The following is a 22,260-nucleotide window of genomic DNA, read 5'->3' on the forward strand; positions in this document are numbered from 1 at the left end:
TTACGCAGTTACCTACCGTGATGCAACCATGCTCCAAACCTCCCGTAAATTCGGACTTAACCCCCGGGGATCTCGCGAGGCCCCGCTCGATGACGTTGTTCTGGACACGAAACCCCGCGTGGGCCGATACTTTTGAGCATGAGCTCGACGCCGCCCACGTCCCGGGCGTCCGACGGTGATCGCGATCGGGCGATCAACGAGTTGCGGGACCGCGTGGTCGAGGGGCGGATGTCCCACGACACGTTCCTCGGCCGTGTGGACATGGCGTTGCGCGCCCGCAGCCGCGGCGAGCTCGACGAGCTGGTCGCCGACCTGCCCCCGCGCGGGCGGCTGCGGCGGATGCTCACGGAGGTCGTCGGCGCGGCGTCCGACTTCACCTCGCGGTTGCAGCGGGCCTGGCGGCGTCCGCGGCTGCAACGACTACTGCTGCCCGACGACGAGCGGCTGCGCTATGTGGTGGGCCGGGGTTCGGCCTGCGACCTGGTGCTGTCCGACCTGACGGTGTCCCGCGTCCATGCGGAGCTGCGCCGCGAGAACGACGGCGAGTGGATGCTGATCGACCTCGGCTCGCTCAACGGCACCCGGCTGAACGGCTGGCGGCTGGTCGGCCCGGCCCGCGTTCGTCCCGGTGACGAGGTCTCCTTCGGCGACTGCGCCTTCCTGGTCTCCCCGCCGCAGCTCGCGGCCTGAGCAGACCCGCCCGCGACTCGCCGGGCGCGGTTTCCGCCACCGCCGCATGGGGCATCCCCTGACCATTGCCCGCCGCGGCGGGCGACGGCTGCGCCGCAGGTCGTACGGCCGTGGCGAGTTTTCAACGTGCACCGGGGCCGCAAACCCCTTGTTCGGCGGGGTTTGCGACGTCGGAGGGCCGTCCCAGGTTCACCTGGAGCCCCAATATTCTCCGAGATATCCTGACATGTCCGGTTTGTTCGCGACAGAATGCGTGTTCCAACAGGCGTCAACCACCTGGAGGAGCACATGCGCAGACTCATCCGGGCACTCGCGTGCCTCGGCGGTCTCGCAGTAGTCAGTACCACCCCGGCCGTCATCGCCGCGTCCCCCGCGCAGGCCGGGCACGACCCCTGCCGCGTCCAAGCGGCCCTGCCCCAACTCAACGGCACCACCGTGCGCGCCGTCGGCGCGCGCGCCGACTGCACCGACTCGAGCAGGCTGCGCGTCCAGATCCGCTGGGCGCGCCGCGGACCCGACCCGCTGCTCGCGAAGAAGCACGCGACCCTGACGAACGGCAAGGTGAGCGCCGGAGTCCGCTGCTCGGCGGGCTGGCGCACCTACTACACGATCGTCACCGACGCGGACGGCCACGTCGCCCGCTCCAAGGGCGCCCGCCTGAAGTGCGGCTCCGCCCCCGAGACCAAGCCGGCCCCCACTCCCACTCCCACTCCGCCCGCAGGCTCGGTGGGCACGCAGATCGAAGAAGAGGTCGTCCGGCTGACCAACGAGGCCAGAAAGCGCGCGGGCTGCGCCCCCCTGACGCACGACGCCAAGCTGCGCGCCGCCGCCCACGGGCACTCCGCCGACATGGCGCAGAAGAACTACTTCTCGCACACGTCCAGGGACGGCAAGGACCCCGGGGCCCGGATCAGGGCGGCCGGTTTCGCCCCGATCAGGGCCTGGGGCGAGAACATCGCCATGGGCCAGCCCACCCCGGCCTCCGTGGTCAAGACCTGGCTGAACTCCTCAGGTCACCGGGCCAACATCGAGAACTGCTCCTTCACCCACATCGGCAGCGGAGCGGTCAAGGGCTCGCGTGGCCTGTACTGGACGCAGACCTTCGCCCGTCACTGACCCGGCATGCCCCGAGCACGGCAGGCGGCCTGCCGTGCTCGGGCAGCGGGTCACTTCTCCTTGAGCCAGCTCATCATCGGGCGCAGCTCAGCCCCGGTCTTCTCGATCGGGTGCTCGGCCAGCTCCTCGCGGAACCTGCGGAACTGCTGCTGCCCGCCGTCGAACTCCTCAACGAGCTGACGCGCGAACGTGCCGTCCTGGATCTCGCCGAGGATGCGCTGCATCTCCTTCTTGGTCTCGGCGTTGACCACGCGCGGGCCGCGGGTGTAGCCGCCGTACTCGGCGGTGTCGGACACCGACCAGTACATCTTGGACAGGCCGCCCTCGTACATCAGGTCGACGATCAGCTTCATCTCGTGCAGGCACTCGAAGTAGGCGACCTCCGGCTGGTAGCCGGCCTCGATCAGGGTCTCGAAACCCGACTTGATCAGCTCGGACACGCCGCCGCAGAGCACCGCCTGCTCACCGAACAGGTCGGTCTCGGTCTCCTCGGTGAAGGTCGTCTTCAGCGCGCCCGCGCGGGTGCCGCCGATGCCCTTGGCGTAGGAGAGCGCGAGGTCCCAGGCGTTGCCGCTGGCGTCCTTCTCCACCGCCACCAGGACGGGCACGCCCCGGCCCGCGGCGAACTGCCTGCGCACCAGGTGACCCGGGCCCTTCGGGGCGACCATGGCCACGTCCACGCCCTCCGGCGGGGTGATCAGGTTGTAGCGGATGTTGAGGCCGTGCCCGAAGAACAGCGCGTCGCCCTCGACCAGGTTGGGCGCGACGTGCTCGGTGTACAGGGCGCGCTGGATGTGGTCGGGGGCCAGGATCATGATGAGGTCGGCCTCCTCGGCCGCCTCGCCCGGCGTGAGCACCCGCAGGCCGTCGTTCTCGGCCTTCTCCTTGCTCTTGGACCCCTCCGGCAGGCCCACCCGCACGTCCACGCCCGAGTCGCGAAGCGAGAGCGCGTGGGCGTGGCCCTGGCTGCCGTAGCCCAGGACGGCGACGTGCCGGCCCTGGACGATCGACAGGTCGGCCTGGTCGTCGTAGAAGATCTCGGTCAAAATTCTTACCTTTCCTAACTCTCTGCGGAAGGGCCCTACGCGCTGCGGTCCAGGGCGCGCAGGGAGCGGTCGGTGATGGAGCGGGCGCCGCGGCCGATGGCCACCATGCCCGACTGCACGAGTTCCTTGATCCCGAACGGCTCCAGCACCCGGATGAACGCGTCCAGCTTGTCCGGCGTGCCGGTGACCTCGATGGTCACCGCGTCCGACACGACGTCCACGCACCGGGCGCGGAAGAGTTGCACCAGCTCAAGGACGTGCGAGCGGGTCTCCCCGTCCGCGCGGACCTTGATGAGCATCAGTTCTCGCTGCACCGACAGGGAGGTGTCCAGTTCAACGATCTTGAGAACGTTGACCAGTTTGTTGAGCTGCTTGGTCACCTGCTCCAGTGGGAGGTCTTCCACGTTGACCACGATCGTCATCCGGGAGATGTCGTCGTGTTCGGTGGGGCCGACGGCCAGCGAGTCGATGTTGAACCCGCGCCTGCTGAACAAGGCCGCGACCCGGGCGAGCACGCCGGGCTTGTTCTCCACGAGCACCGACAGCGTGTGCCTGCTCATATCGCTATTCCTCCGCGTCCCAGACGGGCGCCATGTCCCGGGCCACCTGAATGTCGTCGTTGCTGGTGCCCGCGGCCACCATGGGCCAGACCATGGCGTCCTCGTGCACCACGAAGTCGATCACGACGGGCACGTCGTTGATCTCCATCGCCTTCTTGATGGTGGCGTCGACGTCCTCGGCCCGCTCACAGCGCAGGCCGACACAACCGTACGCCTCCGCGAGCTTCACGAAGTCCGGAATCCGCTTGACGGCCTGCAGGTTCGTGTTGGAGTAGCGCTGGTTGTAGAACAGTGTCTGCCACTGGCGGACCATGCCGAGGTTGCCGTTGTTGATCACGGCGACCTTGATCGGCACGCCCTCCAGGGCGCAGGTGGCGAGTTCCTGATTGGTCATCTGGAAACAGCCGTCGCCGTCGACGGCCCAGACGGCGGAGTCCGGGCGGCCCATCTTGGCGCCCATCGCGGCCGGGACGGCGAAGCCCATCGTGCCCGCGCCCCCGGAGTTGATGAACGATCCGGGCTTTTCGTAGCCGATGAACTGCGCGGCCCACATCTGGTGCTGGCCGACGCCCGCGACGTAGTAGGCGTCCGGGCCGACCAGCGCGCTCAGCCGTTCCATGACGTACTGCGGGGCCAGCTCACCATCGCCCGGCTCGTCATAGCCGAGGGCGTAGGTCGTCTTGTAGCCGTTGAGCTGTGTCCACCAGGCGCTGTAGTCGCCTCGGCGGCCCTCGCGGTGTTCGTTCTCCACGGCGTTGATCAGCTCGGTGATCACCTCGCGGCAGTCGCCCACGATCGGGACGTCGGCGTGCCGGTTCTTGGAGATCTCCGCCGGGTCGATGTCGGCGTGGACGATCTTGGCGTGCGGGGCGAAGCTGTCCAGCCGGCCGGTCACCCGGTCGTCGAAGCGGGTGCCCAGGGCGATGACCAGGTCGCTGCGCTGGAGCGATCCCACCGCCGCCACGCTGCCGTGCATGCCGGGCATGCCGAGGTGCTGGGGGTGGCTGTCGGGGAAGGTGCCCCTGGCCATCAGCGTGGTGATGACCGGGATGCCGGTCAGCTCGGCCAGCCGGAACAGCTCTGCCGCCGCGCGCGCCTTGTGGACGCCGCCGCCGACGTAGAGGACCGGGCGCTTGGACTCGGCCATCAGCCGGGCGGCCTCGCGGATCTGCTTGGAGTGCGGCCGGGTCACCGGCCGGTAACCCGGCAGTTGCAGCGTCGGCGGCCAGGAGAAGGACGTCATGGCCTGGAGCGCGTCCTTGGAGATGTCCACGAGGACAGGTCCGGGGCGGCCGGTGGAGGCGATGTGGAACGCCTCGGCGATCGTGCGGGCGATGTCACCGGCCTCGGTGACCAGGAAGTTGTGCTTGGTGATCGGCATGGTGATGCCGGAGATGTCGGCTTCCTGGAAGGCGTCGGTACCGATCAGCGGCGCGGCCACCTGGCCGGTGATCGCCACGATCGGCACGGAGTCCATGTACGCGTCGGCGATCGGCGTGACCAGGTTCGTCGCCCCCGGCCCACTCGTCGCCATGCAGACGCCGACCTTGCCGGTCGCCTGCGCGTATCCCTCGGCCGCGTGCCCGGCGCCCTGCTCGTGACGCACGAGCACATGCCGGACCTTGGTCGAGTCGTAGAGTGGATCGTAGGCGGGGAGGACCGCGCCGCCAGGGATCCCGAACACCGTGTCGACCCCGACGTGCTCCAGCGCTCTCACGAGTGCCTGTGCACCTGTCATCCGTTCGGTCATCGGCTCGTTCCTTGCGTGGCTGAGCGGGCATGAGCTGTCTCGTCACATAAAAAACGCCCCGCCCGCCGAAGTCGGCGGCGCTGGGGCGGCGCGCAGGTCGAAGTGCTTCGCTAGTGGCCTGCGCGCCAGCGAAGTACTACGAGAATGTCCCTGCGGAGCATGGCATCTACCATAGCCGCTCCAGCGGCCAGAATGTCAACTTACTGGGACGGTTGTCTCAAGATTCGGGATCGGTGTTTCAGGCGGTGCTCTGCAGGCTGGTGCGCATCAGGGTGTCGACGCCCCGGGCTGCCATCGGCCGGGCCACCAGATAGCCCTGCCCGCGGGTGCAGCCCATCTCGCGCAGCAGCTCCAGTTGCTCGGGCCGCTCGATGCCCTCGGCGACCACGATCAGGCCGAGGTCGTGGCCGAGCCGCACGATCGTGCGGGTCAGCAGGCTCAGCGTCTCGTCCCGGCCGAGCCCGGACACGAACGACGGGTCGATCTTGATCATGTCCACCGGGAGCTGGCGCAGGAACGCCAGCGAGGCGTAGCCGGTGCCGAAGTCGTCGATGGCCAGCCGTACGCCGAGGTTGCGCAGCTCCGACAGCCGGGTGATGGTCTCCTCGGCGTCCTCCACCAGCATCTCCTCGATGACCTCAAGGGTCAGCGCGCTCGGCGGCAGCCCGCTCTCGGCCAGCGCCTCGGCGACCGTCTCCACGAAGCGCGGCGCGGTGATCTGCCGCGCGGAGAGGTTCAGTGACAGGCCGATGTCCCACGACGAGGCCCGCCAGGCGGCCACCTCGCGGCACGACTCGCGCAGTATCCACTCGCTGAGCGGCACGATCAGCCCGGTGTCCTCGGCCGGGCCCAGGAACTCGTGCGGCGGGACGAACGCGCTGCCCCGCCACCAGCGGACCAGCGCCTCCACCGCGGTCACCCGGGAGGTCGCGAGGTCCACGATCGGCTGGAACTCCACCGCGAACTGCCGGTCCAGCAGCGCCCGTTGCAGGTCGGCGGCCAGTTCCAGGCGGCGGACCACGTCGGCGTGCATGTGCGCGGCGAACACCTCGACCCGCCGCCCGCCCTGCTCCTTGGACCTGGCCATCGCCACGTCGGCGTTGCGGATCAGGTCGCCGGCCGGTACGCCGTCCTCGGCGAAGGCCACCCCCACGCTCGCGGTCAGCGCGATGTCGCGGTCGGCCACCCGGAACGGCTCCTGCGACACCGCCCGCACCAGCCGCTCGGCGAGGTCCACCACCGCCTTGGCCTCGATCGGCGACTCGACGAGCACCGCGAACTCGTCGCCGCCCCAGCGGGCCAGCGTGTCGTCGGAGCGTACGGCCGAGCGCAGCCGGCGCGCGGCCTGCGCGAGCAGGTAGTCGCCGCTGGCGTGCCCCACCGAGTCGTTGACCGCGGTGAAGCCGTCGAGATCCAGGAAGATCACCGAGCAGCCGGCCGCCCGCCCGGCCAGCACCTCGCGGGTGCGCTCTTCGAAGTAGGCCCGGTTGGGCAGCCCGGTCACGCCGTCGTGGAAGGTCAGGTGGGCGACCTGGTTGCGCAGCGCCTCCTGGTCGGTGATGTCGCGGGCGCTGATCAGCAGCAGGTCCTCGCCGCGCAGGTGGCGGGTGGCGACGGCCTCGGTCGGCCGCCAGGTGCCGTCGGCCGCGCGGACCCGGCAGGCGATCACGCAGGTGGTGCCGTGCTCGGGGGCGTCGTCGTCGAGGTCCATGTCGTGCAGCGCGGTGCGCAGGCCGGGGACGTCCTCGGGGTGGATGTAGTCGAAGATCGAGCCGCCGACCAGGTCGCCGGGGCGGTAGCCGTACACGCTCTCGACCTCGTCGCAGACCTCGTGCAGCACGCCCTCGTGGTCGCACAGCAGCACGATGTCGCCGGTGCTCGCGGCCAGCTCGCGCAACTGGCGGTCGCCCAGCGCGACCAGGCGGCGCAGCCGCGCGCCCTCGGCCAGCAGCACGAACAGCCGGACCAGCATGACCAGCACGACCGAGGCGATGACCGCGGAGATCATCGGCACCGGGGCGGTCGCCCCGCCGCGGATCACGTCGGACAGCACGAAGCCGGTGGCCAGCGCGACCAGCGCCAGCGGGGCCCCGGCGATCAGCCCGGCCACCACCGGGCCGGTGGTGGCGCGGACGCCGTCGTCGCCGTCGTCGGTCCGCTCGTCGCCGGGCGACGGCGTGCGGCGGCACCATGGCGTCGCGGCCAGCAGCAGGAACCCGGCGGGGGCCGGCCACAGCGCCCATGGAATGCCGTCGTCGCCGGCCAGCCGGGCGACCGCGGTGGCCAGCTCGCCCGCGGTGATCGCGGCGAGCACGGCCAGCCCGGCCAGCCCGACCGCCCAGCCGGGCGCGCGGGCCGCGACCACCGCGGGCCCCACCGCGCACGTGGTCACCAGGCATAGGATCGGCGACAGCAGCGGTACGACGAACGCCGAGGAGTCGCCGATCTCCTGGTAGACCGGGCCGAGCACGGCCACCCAACTGATCACGAACAGGGACGCGGCGCACAGGTAGGCGTCGGTGACGTACCGGACCAGCGCCTGCCCCTGCGGGCGCGACGCCGCGGTCAGCCACGCGCCGCCCGCGAGCAGCACCGTGCCCACGAGAACGGGTAGATCAGCGAAACCCATCGCGAAGGCGACGTCCTGGGCGACCGGGCGCAGGCCGATGCCGATCAGCCAGGCCAGCCCGCCCGCGGCGAGCCACCGCCAGGCCAGCGTCGTACGGCGGCGTCCCGGGGTGATCCGCCCGCCCGCCACGATCAGCGACACCACGGCGCACATCGCGGCGAGGGCGCCGGCCGCCGCGCCGGCGACGACCGCGGACGCGCCGGCGATCAGCACGGCCGCCAACCCCGCCGCACCCACCGCCGCGGAGGCGGTGAGCGGCACCCGTGGATCTCGCCAGCGGATCAAATCTCCTGCCCATCCGGTGTCTTGGAGTGTGGCCGGCCCGTGCCTGGCCGGCTCTGGCCGGCTCGCCCGGCCGGTCGCGGTGTGTTCGCCGCCGGACACGCCACGACAACTCATCGACAGTCTGTGCGCTTCCGCCGACGCGGGGTACGGCAACGGTTCAGTTGTCACCGATCTGATAACCAGCCTGGCCCGGTCGCCACCGATCCGATGGCGGGCCCGGCCCGGCGGCCGGTGCGCGCCGATGTGCCCGGCGGCGCCCGGCCTGCGTCGCGTGAGACGCCGGTGCGGCTTCACAACGACGCTTACTGACTTTCAAGGCCAAGGTACGCAGCGCAGGTCACAAGGCAGCCACGGTCAGGATTCCATTGTCCGGCGACCGTGCCCGCGCACCGGGCCGCGGCGTGTCTCAGGGTCTCAGTAGGCGCCCGTGATGACGTTGACCAGCGGTTCCCCGGCCAGGTGACGGGCGACCTGAGCGCGTATGAGTTTCCTCACCCGCCGCCCGGAGGCGGGCGTGCTGCCCGCGATGTGCGGGGTGATGAACACGCCCGGCGCGCTCCACAGCGGATGCCCGCGCGGCAGCGGCTCCGGTTCGGTCACGTCGAGCGCGGCCAGCAGGCGGCCCGATTCCAGCTCGGCCAGCAGGGCCGCGGTGTCCACCACGGTGCCCCTGGCCGCGTTGACCACGAGTGCGCCGTCGCGCATCCGGGCCAGGAAGGCGGCGTCCACCATCCCGGCGGTGGCGGGGGTGGCGGGCATGAGCAGGACGACGACGTCGGCCCGGGGCAGCAGGCCGGGGAGTTCGTCCTCGCCGTGGACGAGCACGGGCCTGCCGTCGGGTCCCTCGACCTCGCGGCGGGCGCGGGCCACCCGTACGACGTCCACCTCGAAACCGGCCAGCCGCCGCTCCAGGGCGGCCCCGATGGACCCGTAGCCGACGATCAGCACGGTCGAGTCGGCCAGCACGCCGGTGTGGTGGTAGGTCCACTCGCCGGCCCGCTGTGCCACCGCGAACCCGGGGAACTCCCGCAGCACCGCCAGCATCGCCCCGACCGCCCACTCCGCCGTCCCGGCGTCGTGTACGCCGCGGGCGTTGCAGAGCACCACGCCCTCGGGCACGTGCGGCCGGTACGGCTCGACCCCGGCCGTGACGGTCTGGACCAGGCGCAGCTTGGGCAGGACGGCGAAGGTGCCCGGGACGTCGTTCAACGGCAGCAGTGGGGGGACGAGCACTTCCACGTCTTCCGCTCCGGGGGGAAGCGGCGTGCGGCCGTCGTAGACCGCGCACCGCACCCCTGGGAGATCCGCCAAAGCCTCGGCGATGTCCCCCGATGGCACCCAGATCATCATGAGGCACACCATAGCCGGGCGGCGGGGCCGGGCAACCGGAATACCTGAGCATCTTTCGGGTGCCACGGCCCGCGTGGGGTCATCGCGGGCGGGCGGCCAGCGAGCGGAGGATGTGTTCGATGCGGTCCAGGCGGCCGGTGAGTTCGGCGAGGTCCCCGACCGAGGCGCCCTCCTCCTCGGGGCGCAGCCGGACGACCACCGTGCCGCCCGGCTCCAGCGTCACCTTGGCGGTGTCCCCGACGCTCCCACCGCCCTGCCTTCTGATCGCCATCTCCAGGTCGGCGAGCCGCAGCCCGAGCCGCCTGATGGTCGCGATGTCGTAGCGGCCGTCCTCGGCCAGGACCGTGTCCCTGCCTTCGAGCAGCCGCCCGGCCCGACCCCACCTGGCCGCGGCCCGCGCCAGCACGGTGTTGGCGCCGAGCAGCACCACGGCGCCGAAGATCGCGCCGGTGACGGAGTCGTCGTCACCGATGATCGCGTTCTGCACCACGTTGGACAGCAGCAGCATCACGACCAGGTCGAGGGTGTTGAGCTGGGCCAGGTCCCGCCTGCCGATGACCCGCAGCAGGACGACGATGCAGAGGTAGACCGCGACCGTGCGGATCGCCTTCTCCGCCAGCGGAATGCCGCTGGCGAGCATGTCGTGCCACATCGCCGGACCCCTTCCCGGGGCGACCTGGACGACCCCTTGTGGTGTGCCTACCCGTCGCGGGCGCGGCTCAGCTCAGCCGGGCGGCGGCGTAGGCCGCCATGGCGTCGCGCATGAACTCGGCGAGCCCGGCCGCGACGCGCTCGTACCCGGCACGGAACCGCTCGTCCTCCGCCTGCATCGCGCCGAAGCAGGCGTACTCCTCGGCGCTCGGCGTCCAGAACTTCGTCATCTGCGCATAGTGGGCGTCCAGTTCGGTGAACACCGCCGGATCGTCCACCGGCGTGCCCGCCTCCATCAGCCCGGCCATCCGGACCAGCGCGGCGGTGGCCTCCCGCTGCATGCGCTCAAGCTCCTCGGGCGAGGACGACTCGATCAGCCGGCGCTGCCCCGCGTTCTCCCAGTGCTCGCCGTACTGCCGGGCGGCCTCGTCGCGGTAGCTCTCCGGGTCGAGTCCCGCGAACAGGTTCTCCGGCTGGTTGATCTTCCGCATGGTCCCCATCTCCTGGTTGTGTCGGAGTTCGGCAATGGTGCCGGTGACGCTCGCGATCAGCGAGTCGAGCCGGTCGCGTTCGGTGAGCAGCCGTTCGTGGTGCTCGCGCAGCGCCACCACCGGGTCGGTGTGCCGGTCCACGATCGCCCGGATCTCGGGAAGGCCGAGACCGAGCGCGCGCAGCACGAGGATCTGCTGCAGGCGCAGCAGTTCGTCCTCGTCGTAGAAGCGGTAGCCGTTGGCCCCGATACTGGCGGGGATCAGGAGCCCGATTTCGTGGTAATGGCGTAGAGTACGCGCCGTCACCCCGGACATCCGCGCCACTTCGGCGATCGACCAAGCCATCTCGCAGCCCCGCTTTTCCGATCCGTTTTCCGATCCGCTTGGTTTCGACCGTAGCCGTTGCCGTAACGGAAGGGTCAACACCGGCATTTATCCAGGTCCGCCTGCGGACTCACGGCGCCGGACGCGGATTTACGCGGCCGTGCGGTGCCGGGTGGGAAGCTGGCCCGAGGTGGGAAGAGGCGAGTTGATGAGGAGGTGCCCGATGAGGATCGGCATACCGGCGGCGGTGGCCGTAACGGCGGCGGTGCTGCTCGGGGCGTGTTCGGCCGCGCCGGAGACGGAGGTCGGGGCCGGGCGGACGCCGAGTCCGGCCCCCACGAAGAGTGCCGTGACCAGCCCGCCGGCCAGCCCTCCCAGCGGCGACATGCGGGTGGCGGAAGCGCGGACCCTGGTCAAGGGGCTGGCGGCCCCGTGGGCCATCGCCTTCTTGCCGAATGGCGACGCGCTGGTGACCGAACGAGATTCGGCACGCCTGCTCCGGGTGACCCCGCGGGGGAAGGTCACGCCGCTCGGCACGATCGAGGGCGTTTCCCCGGCCGGCGAGGGCGGCCTGATGGGCGTCGCGGTTTCACCGGACCACGCCGATGACAATTACATCTTTCTCTACTTCACCGCCGATGACGACAACCGGATCGTGCGTTACCGGCTCACCGGCAATGGGCTTTCCGACGCCCGGGTCATTCTCTCCGGCATTCCCAAGGGCGCCATTCACAATGGCGGCCGGTTGGCCTTCGGCCCGGACCGGCGGCTTTACGCCACGACCGGGGAGGTCGGCGACCGGCCGCTCGCCCAGGACCGCGACTCCCTGGCCGGGAAGATCCTGCGGATGACCGTGGACGGCAAGCCCGCGCCGGGCAACCCGTTCGACGGCTCCCTGGTGTGGAGCTACGGCCACCGCAACGTGCAGGGCCTCGCCTGGGACCCGGCCGGGCGGCTGTTCGCGACCGAGTTCGGGGCCGACACCTTCGACGAGGTCAACCTCATCCGCGAAGGACAGAACTACGGCTGGCCCGAGGTCGAGGGCGTGGGCGGCGGCGGCCGGTTCGTGGACCCGCTGCTGACCTGGTCCACCGGTGAGGCTTCGCCGTCCGGGCTCGCGTACGCGGGCGGCTCGCTGTGGGCGGGCGCGCTGCGCGGCGCGCGGCTGTGGCAGGTGCCGGTGTCCGGCGAGGGCGCGGTGGGCACGCCGTTGGCCCACTTCCGCGAGGAGTACGGCCGGCTGCGCGCGGTCGCCGCCGCCCCAGACGGCTCACTGTGGGTGGCCACCAGCAACAAGGACGGCCGCGGCTCCCCCGCCGCCGACGACGACCGCATTCTCGTCGTCCCCGCCGGCTGACGCGAGGGCCGGCTCAGCTCCCGCCGCTCGGCTTCGGGGACTCGGTGGGGGCGGGCCCGCAGGTCAGGTCGGTCTCCGGGCGGTACACCGTGCGGACCGGAGAGTCGCGCCTGATCTCTTTCCCGTCGTTGAAGAAGACCCGGGTGACCTCGATGGTGAACCCGCGCTGCCCGGTCATCGGAATGCAGTCCGGCTTGTCGTCGGTCTCACGGGTGAAGTCGGTGAAACTGTGCGGCTCGGTGGCCACCGCCTTGATGGCGTCGTACCGCTTGGTCCCCCAGAACGACACCGTGATCGACGTCGAGGTGTAACTGGTCTTGATCAGCACCCCGTGGTCGGAGTCGTTCTGCCACTGGAAGTCCGGTTGCGGGAAGGACACCGTGGACTCCCGGCCCGCCGGATACCGGGAGATGTAGAACTCGTGCGGCGTGTGCTTCACGTCCTTCAGGCCCGCGAAGAACACGGCGTTGTACATCGTCGTGACGAACTGGGAGATGCCACCGCCCACCTCGTTCACCAGGCGGCCCGCGGTGATCTGCGGGGCCGGGACGAAACCGCGCGCCGCGTCGCGCCGCCCGACGATCTCGTTCAGTGAGAACGTCTCCCCCGGCTTGACCAGGTGCCCGTCCAGGATGTCGGCGATCGCGTGGATGTTGGTCACCCGGGGGGCGCAGCAGGGGTGCTGGGTGGTGAACTCGCTGATCTTCTCCTTGATGCCCAGCCTGCGCACCTCGGCCGCGCCCACCCTCGGCTCGACCTCCACGAGCGACACCCGGATCGTCCGGCTGCCACCCTCCTGGACGACCTTCTCCACCGCCGCGGCCAGCTTGCCGGCGTCGACGCCGAGGCCGGGCTTGCCGGGGGTCAGCTTCGGCTTGCCGTTGACGATGTCGTATCCGGCCTCGACGGGGGCCTTGGCCGGGTCCACCAGGCGGCCCTCCACCGCGGCCAGCGCCGCCTTGGCGTTGAAGACCGGGTCGAGCCCGCCGTTCTCGCCCGGTTCGAAGGTGAGGTTGGCGGCCAGCACGGACGGTATCAGCCGGGCGCGCTTGACGCCCGTGCTGAGCACGATCGGCGCGGCGACCGCCGCCCGGGCCATCGCCGCCGCCTCCTTGAACTCCTTCTTGGCGACCTTGGGCCGGACCACGGTGACCGGAAGCTGGACGGGGCCGCCCGCCTCCGACAGGTAGGCGCCCTTGATCGACTCGGCGGCGGCGGCCCGCTCCAGGGCGGCGCCGTCACGCGGCTCGACGATCCGCGGCCGGACGCCGCTGTAACGGATCTCGCCCTCGCGCACCGGCCGGTCGATCTTCTTGGCCAGGTCATCAACGGCCTCCGACAGCCGGGCGGAGTCCACGGTGATCTTGGGTTCGAGCACGGTGGTGCCGGTCAGCCCGCGCCACACCTCGATCGGATCGGGAAAGCCGCTGGGGGCATGCTCGATGGTGCCCACCACGTCCAGTTCCAGCCCGGCGCGCTCCGGCTTGATCTCGTACGGCACGCTCAGCGCCCGTACGGTGATCTCCTCCCTGCTGCGCTCGTCGAGCCGCTCGCGCAGCCGCTCGGCCGCCTGGGTGACGGTCAGCCCGCCGAGATCGACGCCCCGCACGGTGGTGCCGGGCAGGATGGCGCCCGACATGTACACCGCGGGCAAGGTATAGGCCAGGGCCAGGACGATCAGCACGCACACGACCGTGACGAGCGTGCCGCGCCCGCGGCGGCGCGGCGGCGGATCGGGCACCTGGATCTGGACGGGAGCGCCACCGCTGAACGCGTGATCGCCCTCCATCGCTCCGGAGACCGGTGCCGACAGCGGCGCGGACAACGGCACCGGATGACGCCGCTCCGGGGGGCCGGAAGTGGGCCAGGGCTGCGGCGGCAACGGCACCGGGGGCAGCTTGGTACCGGCCGCGGAATCGGAGCCACCGGCATTTTCCGACGCTGAATCCAACCCGCCGAAAATGTCGGGAGAAACCCCTGGCGGCAGTTTTCTGTCGCCGTCACCATCCGGGTCGGACGCTTCGGAACGCTGCTCCGCGGCCCCGGGCTTTCCGCGTTTTCCGGCCTTGCCGCCGGACTCCGGCGGAGCGGGCAGGGGTATCGCAGCGAACGGGTCCGTCGGCGGGTCTATCGACGCTCCGGCGTTCCGCACGCCTCCGTCCTCTCGCTTCGTGGCCTCTCCTCACGCAACCCTACGACACGGCCGTGATCTGATGTCGCAGAAAGTAGACATTGCAGATCGAGGTCCGGCGGTGCCGAGCGGTCCTGCGATTTGGCAGGGAGTCGGGCTGGTCCTGTGACGCACAGGTATTCAAGGTATCGGCGCGCGCTCACCCGGGAAAGCCCGATGAACACGGCACTTTCCGCGTGCTAAGGAACGCGCGCCCGACCCTCTGCGGGGGCCTCGCTCACTCGGAGACGCCGAGCTTGGCCAGGATCAGCTCGCGGGCCCGGCCCGCGTCCGCCTTGCCCCTGCTGGCCTTCATCACCCCGCCGACCAGCGCGCCGACCGCGGCGACCTTGCCGCCGCGCACCTTGTCGGCCGCCGCCGCGTTGTCCGCGATGACCTGGTCGATGATCGCCGACAGCTCGCCCTCGTCGCTCACGACGCGCAGGCCGCGCCGCTCCACGACCTCGTCGGGGTCGCCCTCGCCGGCCAGTACGCCCTCCAGCACCTGCCTGGCCAGCTTGTCGTTGACCGCGCCCTCGGCCACCATCGCGCACACCCGGGCCACCTGCACCGGCGTGATCGCCAGCTCGACCAGCGCGGAACCGGCCTCGTTGGCCCGCCTGGCCAGCTCGCCCATCCACCACTTGCGCGCGTCGGCGGGCGCGGCCCCGGCGGCGACGGTCGCCTCCACCAGGTCGATCGCGTCGGCGTTGTGCATCGAGCGCATGTCCAGATCGGACGCGCCCCACTCCTCCTGCAACCGCCCGCGGCGCACCCGGGGCAGCTCCGGCAGCCCGGACCGCAGGCTCTCCACCCACTGCGGGTCGGGAGCGATCGGCACCAGGTCGGGCTCGGGGAAGTAGCGGTAGTCCTGGGCCTCTTCCTTGGACCGCCCGGCGGTCGTGGCGCCGGTGTCCTCGTGGAAGTGCCGCGTCTCCTGGATGATCCGCCCGCCGTCGGCGAGGATCGCGCCCTGCCGCTCGATCTCGTGCCGGACCGCCCGCTCCACACTGCGCAGCGAGTTGACGTTCTTGGTCTCGGTACGGGTGCCCCAGGTGGACGTGCCACGCAGCATCAGCGAGACGTTGACGTCACAGCGCAGCGACCCCTCCTCCATCCGCACGTCGGACACCCCGAGCGCGCGCATCAGCTCACGCAGCTCCGCGACGTAGGCCTTGGCGATCTCCGGCGCGAGCCGGTCGGTGCCCTCGATCGGCCTGGTCACGATCTCCACCAGCGGGATGCCCGCACGGTTGTAGTCGACGATCGAGTGGTCGGCCCCCTGGATCCGCCCGGTCGCCCCGCCCACATGGGTGGACTTCCCGGTGTCCTCCTCCAGGTGCACCCGCTCGATCCCGACCCTGACGATCCGCCCGTCCACCTCGACATCGAGGTACCCGTCGGTGCACAGCGGCTCGTCGTACTGGCTGATCTGGTAGTTCTTCGGCATGTCCGGGTAGAAGTAGTTCTTCCGCGCGAACCTGCACCACGACGCGATCGAGCAGTTCAGAGCCAGCCCGATCCTGATCGTCGACTCGATCGCCTTCTCGTTGGCCACCGGCAACGACCCCGGCAACGCCAAACACACCGGACACACCTGCGTGTTCGGCGCCCCCCCGAACTCCGTCCTGCACCCGCAGAACATCTTCGACGCCGTCCCCAGCTCGACATGGACCTCCATGCCCAGCACGGGCTCGAAGCGCCCGAGCGCCTCGTCGTAGGCCATGAGCGTCTCAACAGTCATTTCAGCCTCTTACTCGGGTCGTCGTGAGTACAACGGTAGTGCGCCGGCGGCCATCGGCGCACATCAGAGAAACCCCTGGTCCACCAGTGCCCTCGTGGTGGCCGCCACCCACTCGGCGTAGGCCGGTACCCGGCCGAGCACATCGAGGTCCACCCGGTCGCCGGCGAAGGCGAAATGGTCGCGGACCTCTCGATGGGAGACACGGGCCAGGACCTCCCGCAGGACGCGCTTCGGATCGGCGATCTTCTCGACATCGCGCGGGCGCGCCGGCAACCGCCCCGGGTCCGCCCCTGGAACGGCGGCCCACACGCTGCCATCCGCGAGCAGCCACGCCTCCGTCTCCCTGACCGGCACGAGCGGGATGACGGACCGGTCCACCCCGGCGTCCTGGAGCGCCCTGGCCAGACGTTCGGCCTTTTCCCGCTCACGATGGTCGTTGTGCAGGAAGACGATGTGGCAGTCGGCGGCGAGCTCCATGGCGGCGGCGTGGATGCGCGCGTCGTCCTTGATCATGCGCCAGGAGCCGTACTCGACGGGCTCGATGTCGATCCGGCACCGCGCGGAGCGATCGGCCAGCGCCCGGAGCTGCCGGGAGATCACCCGGCCCAGGAACAGCTCGTCGGTCTCGCCTTCGGCGATCAGCCCCGCCACCAGCGGCCTGCTCATGTCTCCGGCTGCCCGACGGAACTCAGGTACTTGCGCACCTGGCGCGGGGAGACGAACTCGCCGGGCTCCCCGCTCGACCGCACCGGCCTGGCCACCGTCACCCTCGATCGGGGCAGCCCGCCGCCGGCCCGCCAGGCGGTGTCGAGGAAGACGAGCGAGCCGGGGTCTTCGGCGTAAAGGGCCGAGACGACCGCGGGCGAGTGGCTGGTGAAGATGATCTGACGCCGGAAGTCGCTGGACAGCACCCGCTGGCGAATGCGCGTGAGAAGCTCCCGCAGCCGACTCGGGTGGAGGCCGTTCTCCAGTTCCTCGACCATGATCAAGCCTGCATGGTCGGGGTCGTGCAGCGCGGCCAGCAGCGCGAGAATCCGCAGCGTGCCGTCAGAGGCGAGCCTGCCCGGTACCGGCTCGTGATCGACAAGGATGTCGAACGACCACTCCTCCTGGCGCTCATCGAACACCGGTTGCACACCTGTGATGTCCGGGATGAGAGCGGCCAGGTCAACCGTCAGGTCAGCGAGCGCGCCTGAACGCTCCATCCGGGCGAGCACCGCGGCGAGATTGTCGGCGTTCTCGGTCAGGCTTCTGCGGTCCGCCGCGACGACGGGGCGCCGAATGGCCGAGGGATCAGCTACGTGGAGGCGCCAGTCTGCGGCCTCTCCCGGCCACAGCTTCGAAGAGATGGACTCCGGTCGAAGCTCGACAGCCCATACAACGAGTCGATCTTGATCGCGGTGTGCGGTCACCGCCGCCTGCATCCTTCTCCGAGTGCCCTGGACGGCTCGTTCCGCCTCGACCCCGATGTCGAGCCGAGTCATCGGCCGACCCGTCATCGACCGATGAAACAGCTCGTTCGGCTTGCCCCTGCGGGCGTTGAGCAACGGGTCGGCTTCCTGAGCAAAGCGCGACTTGGCGAGAATCGCGTCGCGGGCGAAGTCCAGCGCGTCGAAGAGGTTGGACTTGCCGCTGGCATTGGGGCCGACCAGGGCGAGGAACGGCGGGACGTCGAGCTGGAAGTCCAGGAAGGACTTGAAGCCGTCGATCTCGATGCGGGTGATCATGCCGCCGTTCCTCCCCTCTTGCTACAGGGCCGGGGCCTTGGACAGCAGGGGGCCGCCCCAGCGGGATTCCAGGGCCGCTTCCAGGGCGGCGCCGACGCGGTAGCAGCGGTCGTCGCCGAGGACCGGGGCCATGATCTGGAGGCCGACCGGGAGGCCGTCCTCGTCGGCGAGGCCGCAGGGGATGGAGATGGCCGCGTTGCCGGCGAGGTTGGCCGGGATGGTGCACAGGTCGGCGAGGTACATCGCCATCGGGTCGTCCACGCGCTCGCCGATCGGGAAGGCGGTGGTCGGGGTGGTGGGCGAGATCAGGACGTCGACCTGGTGGAAGGCGGCCTCGAAGTCGCGGGCGATCAGGGTGCGGACCTTCTGGGCCTGGCCGTAGTAGGCGTCGTAGTAGCCGCTGGACAGGGCGTAGGTGCCGAGCATGATGCGGCGCTTGACCTCGGGGCCGAAGCCGGCCGCCCGGGTCATCGCCATGACCTCCTCGGCGCTGCGCTCGCCGTCGTCGCCGACCCGCAGGCCGTATCGCATGGCGTCGAAGCGGGCCAGGTTGGACGAGCACTCCGAGGGCGCGATCAGGTAGTAGGCCGGCAGCGCCGTGGTGAAGGACGGGCAGGACAGCTCGACGACCTTGGCGCCCAGGGACTCCAGCAGTTCGACGGTCTCGTGGAAGCGGGCCACCACGCCGGACTGGAAGCCCTCGCTGTCGAACTCCCGGACCACGCCGACGCGCAGCCCCGCGATGTCGGCGCGCCTGGCCGCCTCGACGACGCCGGGGACCGGCGCGTCGATCGACGTGGAGTCCATCGGGTCGTGGCCGGAGAACGCCTCGTGCAGCAGCGCCGCGTCGAGCACGTTGCGGGCGAACGGCCCGGGGGTGTCGAGCGAGGAGGCGAACGCGATCAGCCCGTACCGGGAGGAACCCCCATAAGTCGGCTTCATGCCGACGATGCCGGTGACGGCGGCGGGCTGCCGGATCGAGCCGCCGGTGTCGGTGCCGGTGGACAGCGGGGCGGCGTAGGCGGCGACGGCGGCGCTGGAGCCGCCGGAAGAGCCGCCGGGGACGCGCGTGAGGTCCCACGGGTTGCGGGTGGGGCCGAACGCGGAGTTTTCGGTGGAGGAGCCCATCGCGAACTCGTCCAGGTTGGTCTTGCCCAAGATCACCAGCCCGGCCTCGCGCAGCCGCCGGGTGACCGTCGCGTCGTACGGCGGGCGCCAGCCCTGGAGGATCTTCGAGCCCGCGGTGGTCGGCATGTCGGAGGTGGTGAAGACGTCCTTGTGCGCGATCGGGACGCCGGCCAGCGGCCCCAGCTTCTCGCCCTTCGCCCGGCGTTCGTCGATCGCGCGCGCCTGGGCGAGCGCCGACTCGGCGGCCACGTGCAGGAAGGCGTGGACCTTGCCGTCGATCTCGGCGACGCGGTCGAGATGGGCCTGGGCCACCTCGACGGCGGACACCTCGCCCGCGGCCAGCAGCGCGCCCAGCTCGGCGGCGCCCTTACGGATCAGACTCATGCCTCCTCCCCGAGGATGCGCGGCACCCGGAACCGGTCGTCCTCCACGGCGGGGGCGCCGGACAACGCCTGCTGCGGCGTGAGGCTCGGGCGCACCTGGTCGGGGCGGTAGACGTTGGTGATCGGCAACGCGTGCGACGACGGCGGCACATCCTCGGCGGCGATCTCGCTCACCTTGGCGACAGCGACGATGATGGCATCGAGCTGGGCCGCGTAGTGGTCGAGCTCGTCATCGGAGAGCGCCAGCCGGGACAACCGCGCCAGATGGGCGACCTCGTCGCGGGTTATGGCTGACATAAGTCGTTAACCCGTTTCATGAATGGCGATTGGACACAGCCATCCTAGGGGCAGTGACCGGCCGTGGCCGAACGGATAAGCGCCGCGGCGGGCCCGCGCCTCACCACTCGTGCCTCACCAGAGGTCGGCCATCGCCAGGCCGTCGGTGAGCCCGTCGTTGAACCCGGCCTTGCCGACCGCCGCGGGCGTGCGTTCGCCCGCGGGGACGGTGCGCGCCCCCGCGCCCGCCGCGGTGAACACCGCCGCAGGCCCCTGCGCGGGCGCCAGCATCGTACGGCGGGAGCGCAGCCAGGTGGTCGCCTCGCCGGCCGGCATCGCCGCGCAGAACCACCAGCCCTGCCCGACGTCGCAGCCCATCTCCGAAAGCCGCCTGCTGACCTCGTCGGTCTCGACGCCCTCGGCGACCGAACGCAGCCCGAGCGAACGCACCAGATCGATGATCGAGCGCACGATGCGCGCGTTGTCCTCACCGGCGGGGTCGGCCAGCCGCCGCACGAAGGACGCGTCGATCTTGACCTCGGAGACCGCCATCCGCTGTAGCCGTACCAGCGAGGAGTATCCGGTGCCGAAGTCGTCGAGCGCGAGCGGCACGCCGAGGCCGACCAAGGCGTGGATCATGTCGGCCGCGTACGCCTGGTCGGTCATCAAGATCCGCTCGGTGACTTCGAGCTGGATGGCGGTGGGCGGCAGGCCGTAGCGGTCCAGCCCGGCCGCCAGGCGCTCGGGCAGACCGCTGTCGAGCAGGTCGCGGGCCGAGACGTTGACCGAGACCTGCACCCGCAGCCCGGCGTCCCACCACTGCGCGGCCTGTTTCAGCGCGGCGTCGATGACGTACTGGGTGAGCTGCCGCATCAGGTAGGACTGCTCGGCGAGCGGCACGAAGTCGGCGGGGGCGATCAGGCCCCTGGTCGGGTGCTCCCAGCGCAGCAGGCCCTCCAGGCCGACGACCCGGCCGGTACCCAGGCCGATCTTGGGCTGGTAGTGCAGGGTCAGCTCCCCGGCGTCCAGGCCGCGGCGCAGGTCGCCGAGCAGCAGCAGGCGCTCCGGGGAGTTGCGGTCGCGGTCGGCGACGTAGGTCTCGACGCCGGTGCGCCCCTCCTTGGCCAGGTACATCGCGACATCGGCGCGTTGGAGCAGGAGCTGGAAGTCGGGGGCGTGGTCGGGGTGCAGCGCGATGCCGACCGAGGCGTCCAGGTCGAAGGTCATGCCCTCCAGGCGCACCGGTTCGGTCAGCGCCACGCGCAGCCGCGCGGCCACCTCCCTGGCCGCCGTGGCGTCTCTGACCGAGGGCAGGAGTACCGCGAACTCGTCGCCGCCGAGCCTGGCCACCACGTCGCCGGGGCGCACGCTGTGGGTGAGGCGGTGCGCGACGATCTGGAGCAGCCGGTCGCCGACCGGGTGTCCGAGGGTGTCGTTGACCTCCTTGAAGCGGTCCAGGTCGAGCAGGAACAGGCCGACCCGGTCTTCGCCGCGCGCCTCGGCGATGGCCTCCTCGGTGCGCAGCAGCAGCAGCTTGCGGTTGGGCAGCCCGGTCAGGCCGTCGTGCAGGGCCTGGTGGTCACGGCGCATCGACATGCCGGCGGTGAAGTAGACCGCGACCAGCGGGGCGACGAACAGCGGCACGAGCACCGGCGAGTACGTCATCACGACGACCACCAGCGGGGCCAGGCCGAGCAGGCCGGTGTAGACGAGCGCCTGGTGGCCGATGGTGGCCCTGATCACCCGCATCGGGGAGCGGCGCTCGTGCAGGGACACCGCCCAGCACACCAGCATCGCGCGGACCAGGAAGTAGGCCGCCGCGGCGAACACGATGGCGATCAGGTCGCCGCCGCCGGGGACCCAGGGGGCGAGCGGGCTCGGCCGGATGCCGAAGGCGGTCAGCACCGCCGCCGCCGCCGTGCCGGCCATGGTGACCTGGGCGATGTTGAACATTACCCGGTGCCACGCCTTGCGGGTGACCACGCCGTTCACGAGTACCGCGACGGCGTGCAGCAGGAGCGCGACCGGGAGCCCGTAGTGCATGAGCACGGCGAAGTTGAACATCACCGACGGGTAGGTGCCGTTGACCACCACCGACGAGGAGATCATCACCGGCCGCAGCTCGCCGAGCACGACCAAGACGCCGAGCATCCAGAACAGCGGTTCGCGGGTGAGCCCCGCCGCCTCGGCGGGATCGAGCAGAGCCAGGGCCACGGCCAGCGTCGTGAAGCCGATCGTGATGACGCCCGCCAGGTAGGCCCACAGCGGTGAGCCGACGCGGGGTCCGGTGTCGCGTGTGTCAGTCGGGTCGGTCATGAGTAACGAAACCCCCTGGAGGTCACTATGGGAGGGTACGACCTATGGGCCACTTCGCGAAACCGGCTGCGTACGGTGCGTCACGGGCGTTTTCTGGGGAAATGTCACTATTCACCCAATGGGTGACGACAGAGCGCTACATCGCCGCCGGTTCGGTCATGATTTCGTCACCCTCAGTGAGGGAAAAATTCGGAAATTTCGTATACCAAATTGGCCGGAACAGGAGTTCCGGCTGTTCTCCCATGCTGCCCCCGATGCCCGTCTGGT

16 protein-coding genes and 1 pseudogene are annotated in these 22,260 nt (G+C 70.7%); 3 read left to right on the top strand and 14 right to left on the bottom strand.

Annotated elements, in window-relative coordinates; genetic code table 11:
• Positions 1–138 precede the first annotated feature (138 nt).
• Together ACH34R_RS13945 and ACH34R_RS13950 are read left to right on the top strand one after the other, a co-directional pair.
• Positions 139–690 carry a DUF1707 and FHA domain-containing protein gene (locus ACH34R_RS13945; protein ID WP_111167155.1) on the top strand — a complete coding sequence of 184 codons (552 nt, stop codon included), beginning with the start codon at positions 139–141 and terminating at the stop codon, positions 688–690.
• A gap of 288 nt (positions 691–978) precedes the next feature.
• The gene (locus tag ACH34R_RS13950; protein ID WP_397561792.1) at positions 979–1,806 is read left to right on the top strand and encodes a CAP domain-containing protein; all 828 of its coding nucleotides are present in this window, start codon (positions 979–981) and stop codon (positions 1,804–1,806) included.
• Positions 1,807–1,856: 50 nt separating this feature from the next.
• On the opposite strand, the gene ilvC is transcribed toward ACH34R_RS13950, so the two are convergent.
• The 7 genes and pseudogenes from ilvC to ACH34R_RS13985 form a co-directional block, all read right to left on the bottom strand.
• Positions 1,857–2,843 carry a ketol-acid reductoisomerase gene (ilvC, locus tag ACH34R_RS13955; protein WP_397561990.1) on the bottom strand — a complete coding sequence of 329 codons (987 nt, stop codon included), beginning with the start codon at positions 2,841–2,843 and terminating at the stop codon, positions 1,857–1,859.
• A gap of 44 nt (positions 2,844–2,887) precedes the next feature.
• Positions 2,888–3,412, bottom strand: coding sequence for an acetolactate synthase small subunit (ilvN, locus tag ACH34R_RS13960; RefSeq protein WP_111165878.1), 525 nt, complete (start codon positions 3,410–3,412; stop codon positions 2,888–2,890).
• Between the two features lie 4 nt (positions 3,413–3,416).
• A pseudogene (locus tag ACH34R_RS13965) lies at positions 3,417–5,168 on the bottom strand (acetolactate synthase large subunit); the annotation flags it as partial.
• Positions 5,169–5,400: 232 nt separating this feature from the next.
• Entirely contained in the window at positions 5,401–8,076 is a 2,676-nt protein-coding gene (locus ACH34R_RS13970; protein WP_397561794.1) for a putative bifunctional diguanylate cyclase/phosphodiesterase, read from the bottom strand.
• 414 nt (positions 8,077–8,490) lie between these two features.
• Complete coding sequence (locus ACH34R_RS13975) at positions 8,491–9,426, bottom strand: 2-hydroxyacid dehydrogenase (protein ID WP_397561795.1); 936 nt, start codon at positions 9,424–9,426, stop codon at positions 8,491–8,493.
• A gap of 79 nt (positions 9,427–9,505) precedes the next feature.
• Positions 9,506–10,078 (bottom strand): DUF421 domain-containing protein, encoded by a 573-nt coding sequence (locus tag ACH34R_RS13980; protein ID WP_397561796.1) that lies wholly within the window; start codon positions 10,076–10,078, stop codon positions 9,506–9,508.
• A 67-nt stretch (positions 10,079–10,145) separates the two neighbouring features.
• On the bottom strand, positions 10,146–10,913 hold the full coding sequence (locus tag ACH34R_RS13985) for a MerR family transcriptional regulator (protein ID WP_397561797.1): 768 nt from the start codon (positions 10,911–10,913) through the stop codon (positions 10,146–10,148).
• A 202-nt stretch (positions 10,914–11,115) separates the two neighbouring features.
• Between ACH34R_RS13985 and ACH34R_RS13990 the strand changes: the two genes are divergently transcribed.
• Positions 11,116–12,249 carry a PQQ-dependent sugar dehydrogenase gene (locus tag ACH34R_RS13990; RefSeq protein ID WP_397561798.1) on the top strand — a complete coding sequence of 378 codons (1,134 nt, stop codon included), beginning with the start codon at positions 11,116–11,118 and terminating at the stop codon, positions 12,247–12,249.
• Between the two features lie 13 nt (positions 12,250–12,262).
• On the opposite strand, the gene ACH34R_RS13995 is transcribed toward ACH34R_RS13990, so the two are convergent.
• From ACH34R_RS13995 to ACH34R_RS14025, 7 genes are all read right to left on the bottom strand, one after another.
• Positions 12,263–14,137 (bottom strand): VanW family protein, encoded by a 1,875-nt coding sequence (locus ACH34R_RS13995; protein WP_397561800.1) that lies wholly within the window; start codon positions 14,135–14,137, stop codon positions 12,263–12,265.
• 520 nt (positions 14,138–14,657) lie between these two features.
• Positions 14,658–16,163 (bottom strand): Asp-tRNA(Asn)/Glu-tRNA(Gln) amidotransferase subunit GatB, encoded by a 1,506-nt coding sequence (gatB, locus tag ACH34R_RS14000; RefSeq protein WP_397561801.1) that lies wholly within the window; start codon positions 16,161–16,163, stop codon positions 14,658–14,660.
• A gap of 63 nt (positions 16,164–16,226) precedes the next feature.
• On the bottom strand, positions 16,227–16,829 hold the full coding sequence (locus ACH34R_RS14005) for a DUF4276 family protein (RefSeq protein WP_397561803.1): 603 nt from the start codon (positions 16,827–16,829) through the stop codon (positions 16,227–16,229).
• Complete coding sequence (locus ACH34R_RS14010) at positions 16,826–17,890, bottom strand: AAA family ATPase (protein ID WP_397561804.1); 1,065 nt, start codon at positions 17,888–17,890, stop codon at positions 16,826–16,828. The genes ACH34R_RS14005 and ACH34R_RS14010 overlap by 4 nt, the downstream gene beginning before the upstream one ends.
• Positions 17,891–17,911: 21 nt before the next feature.
• The gene (gatA, locus tag ACH34R_RS14015) at positions 17,912–19,402 is read right to left on the bottom strand and encodes an Asp-tRNA(Asn)/Glu-tRNA(Gln) amidotransferase subunit GatA (RefSeq protein WP_397561805.1); all 1,491 of its coding nucleotides are present in this window, start codon (positions 19,400–19,402) and stop codon (positions 17,912–17,914) included.
• Positions 19,399–19,698 (bottom strand): Asp-tRNA(Asn)/Glu-tRNA(Gln) amidotransferase subunit GatC, encoded by a 300-nt coding sequence (gene gatC, locus ACH34R_RS14020; RefSeq protein WP_397561806.1) that lies wholly within the window; start codon positions 19,696–19,698, stop codon positions 19,399–19,401. The genes gatA and gatC overlap by 4 nt, the downstream gene beginning before the upstream one ends.
• 114 nt (positions 19,699–19,812) lie before the next feature.
• Positions 19,813–21,993 (bottom strand): putative bifunctional diguanylate cyclase/phosphodiesterase, encoded by a 2,181-nt coding sequence (locus ACH34R_RS14025; RefSeq protein WP_397561807.1) that lies wholly within the window; start codon positions 21,991–21,993, stop codon positions 19,813–19,815.
• Positions 21,994–22,260: the final 267 nt, after the last annotated feature.

Origin of the sequence: Spongiactinospora sp. 9N601 (genome assembly GCF_044326295.1) — a bacterium.
Taxonomy (GTDB): Bacteria; Actinomycetota; Actinomycetes; order Streptosporangiales; family Streptosporangiaceae; genus Spongiactinospora; species Spongiactinospora gelatinilytica.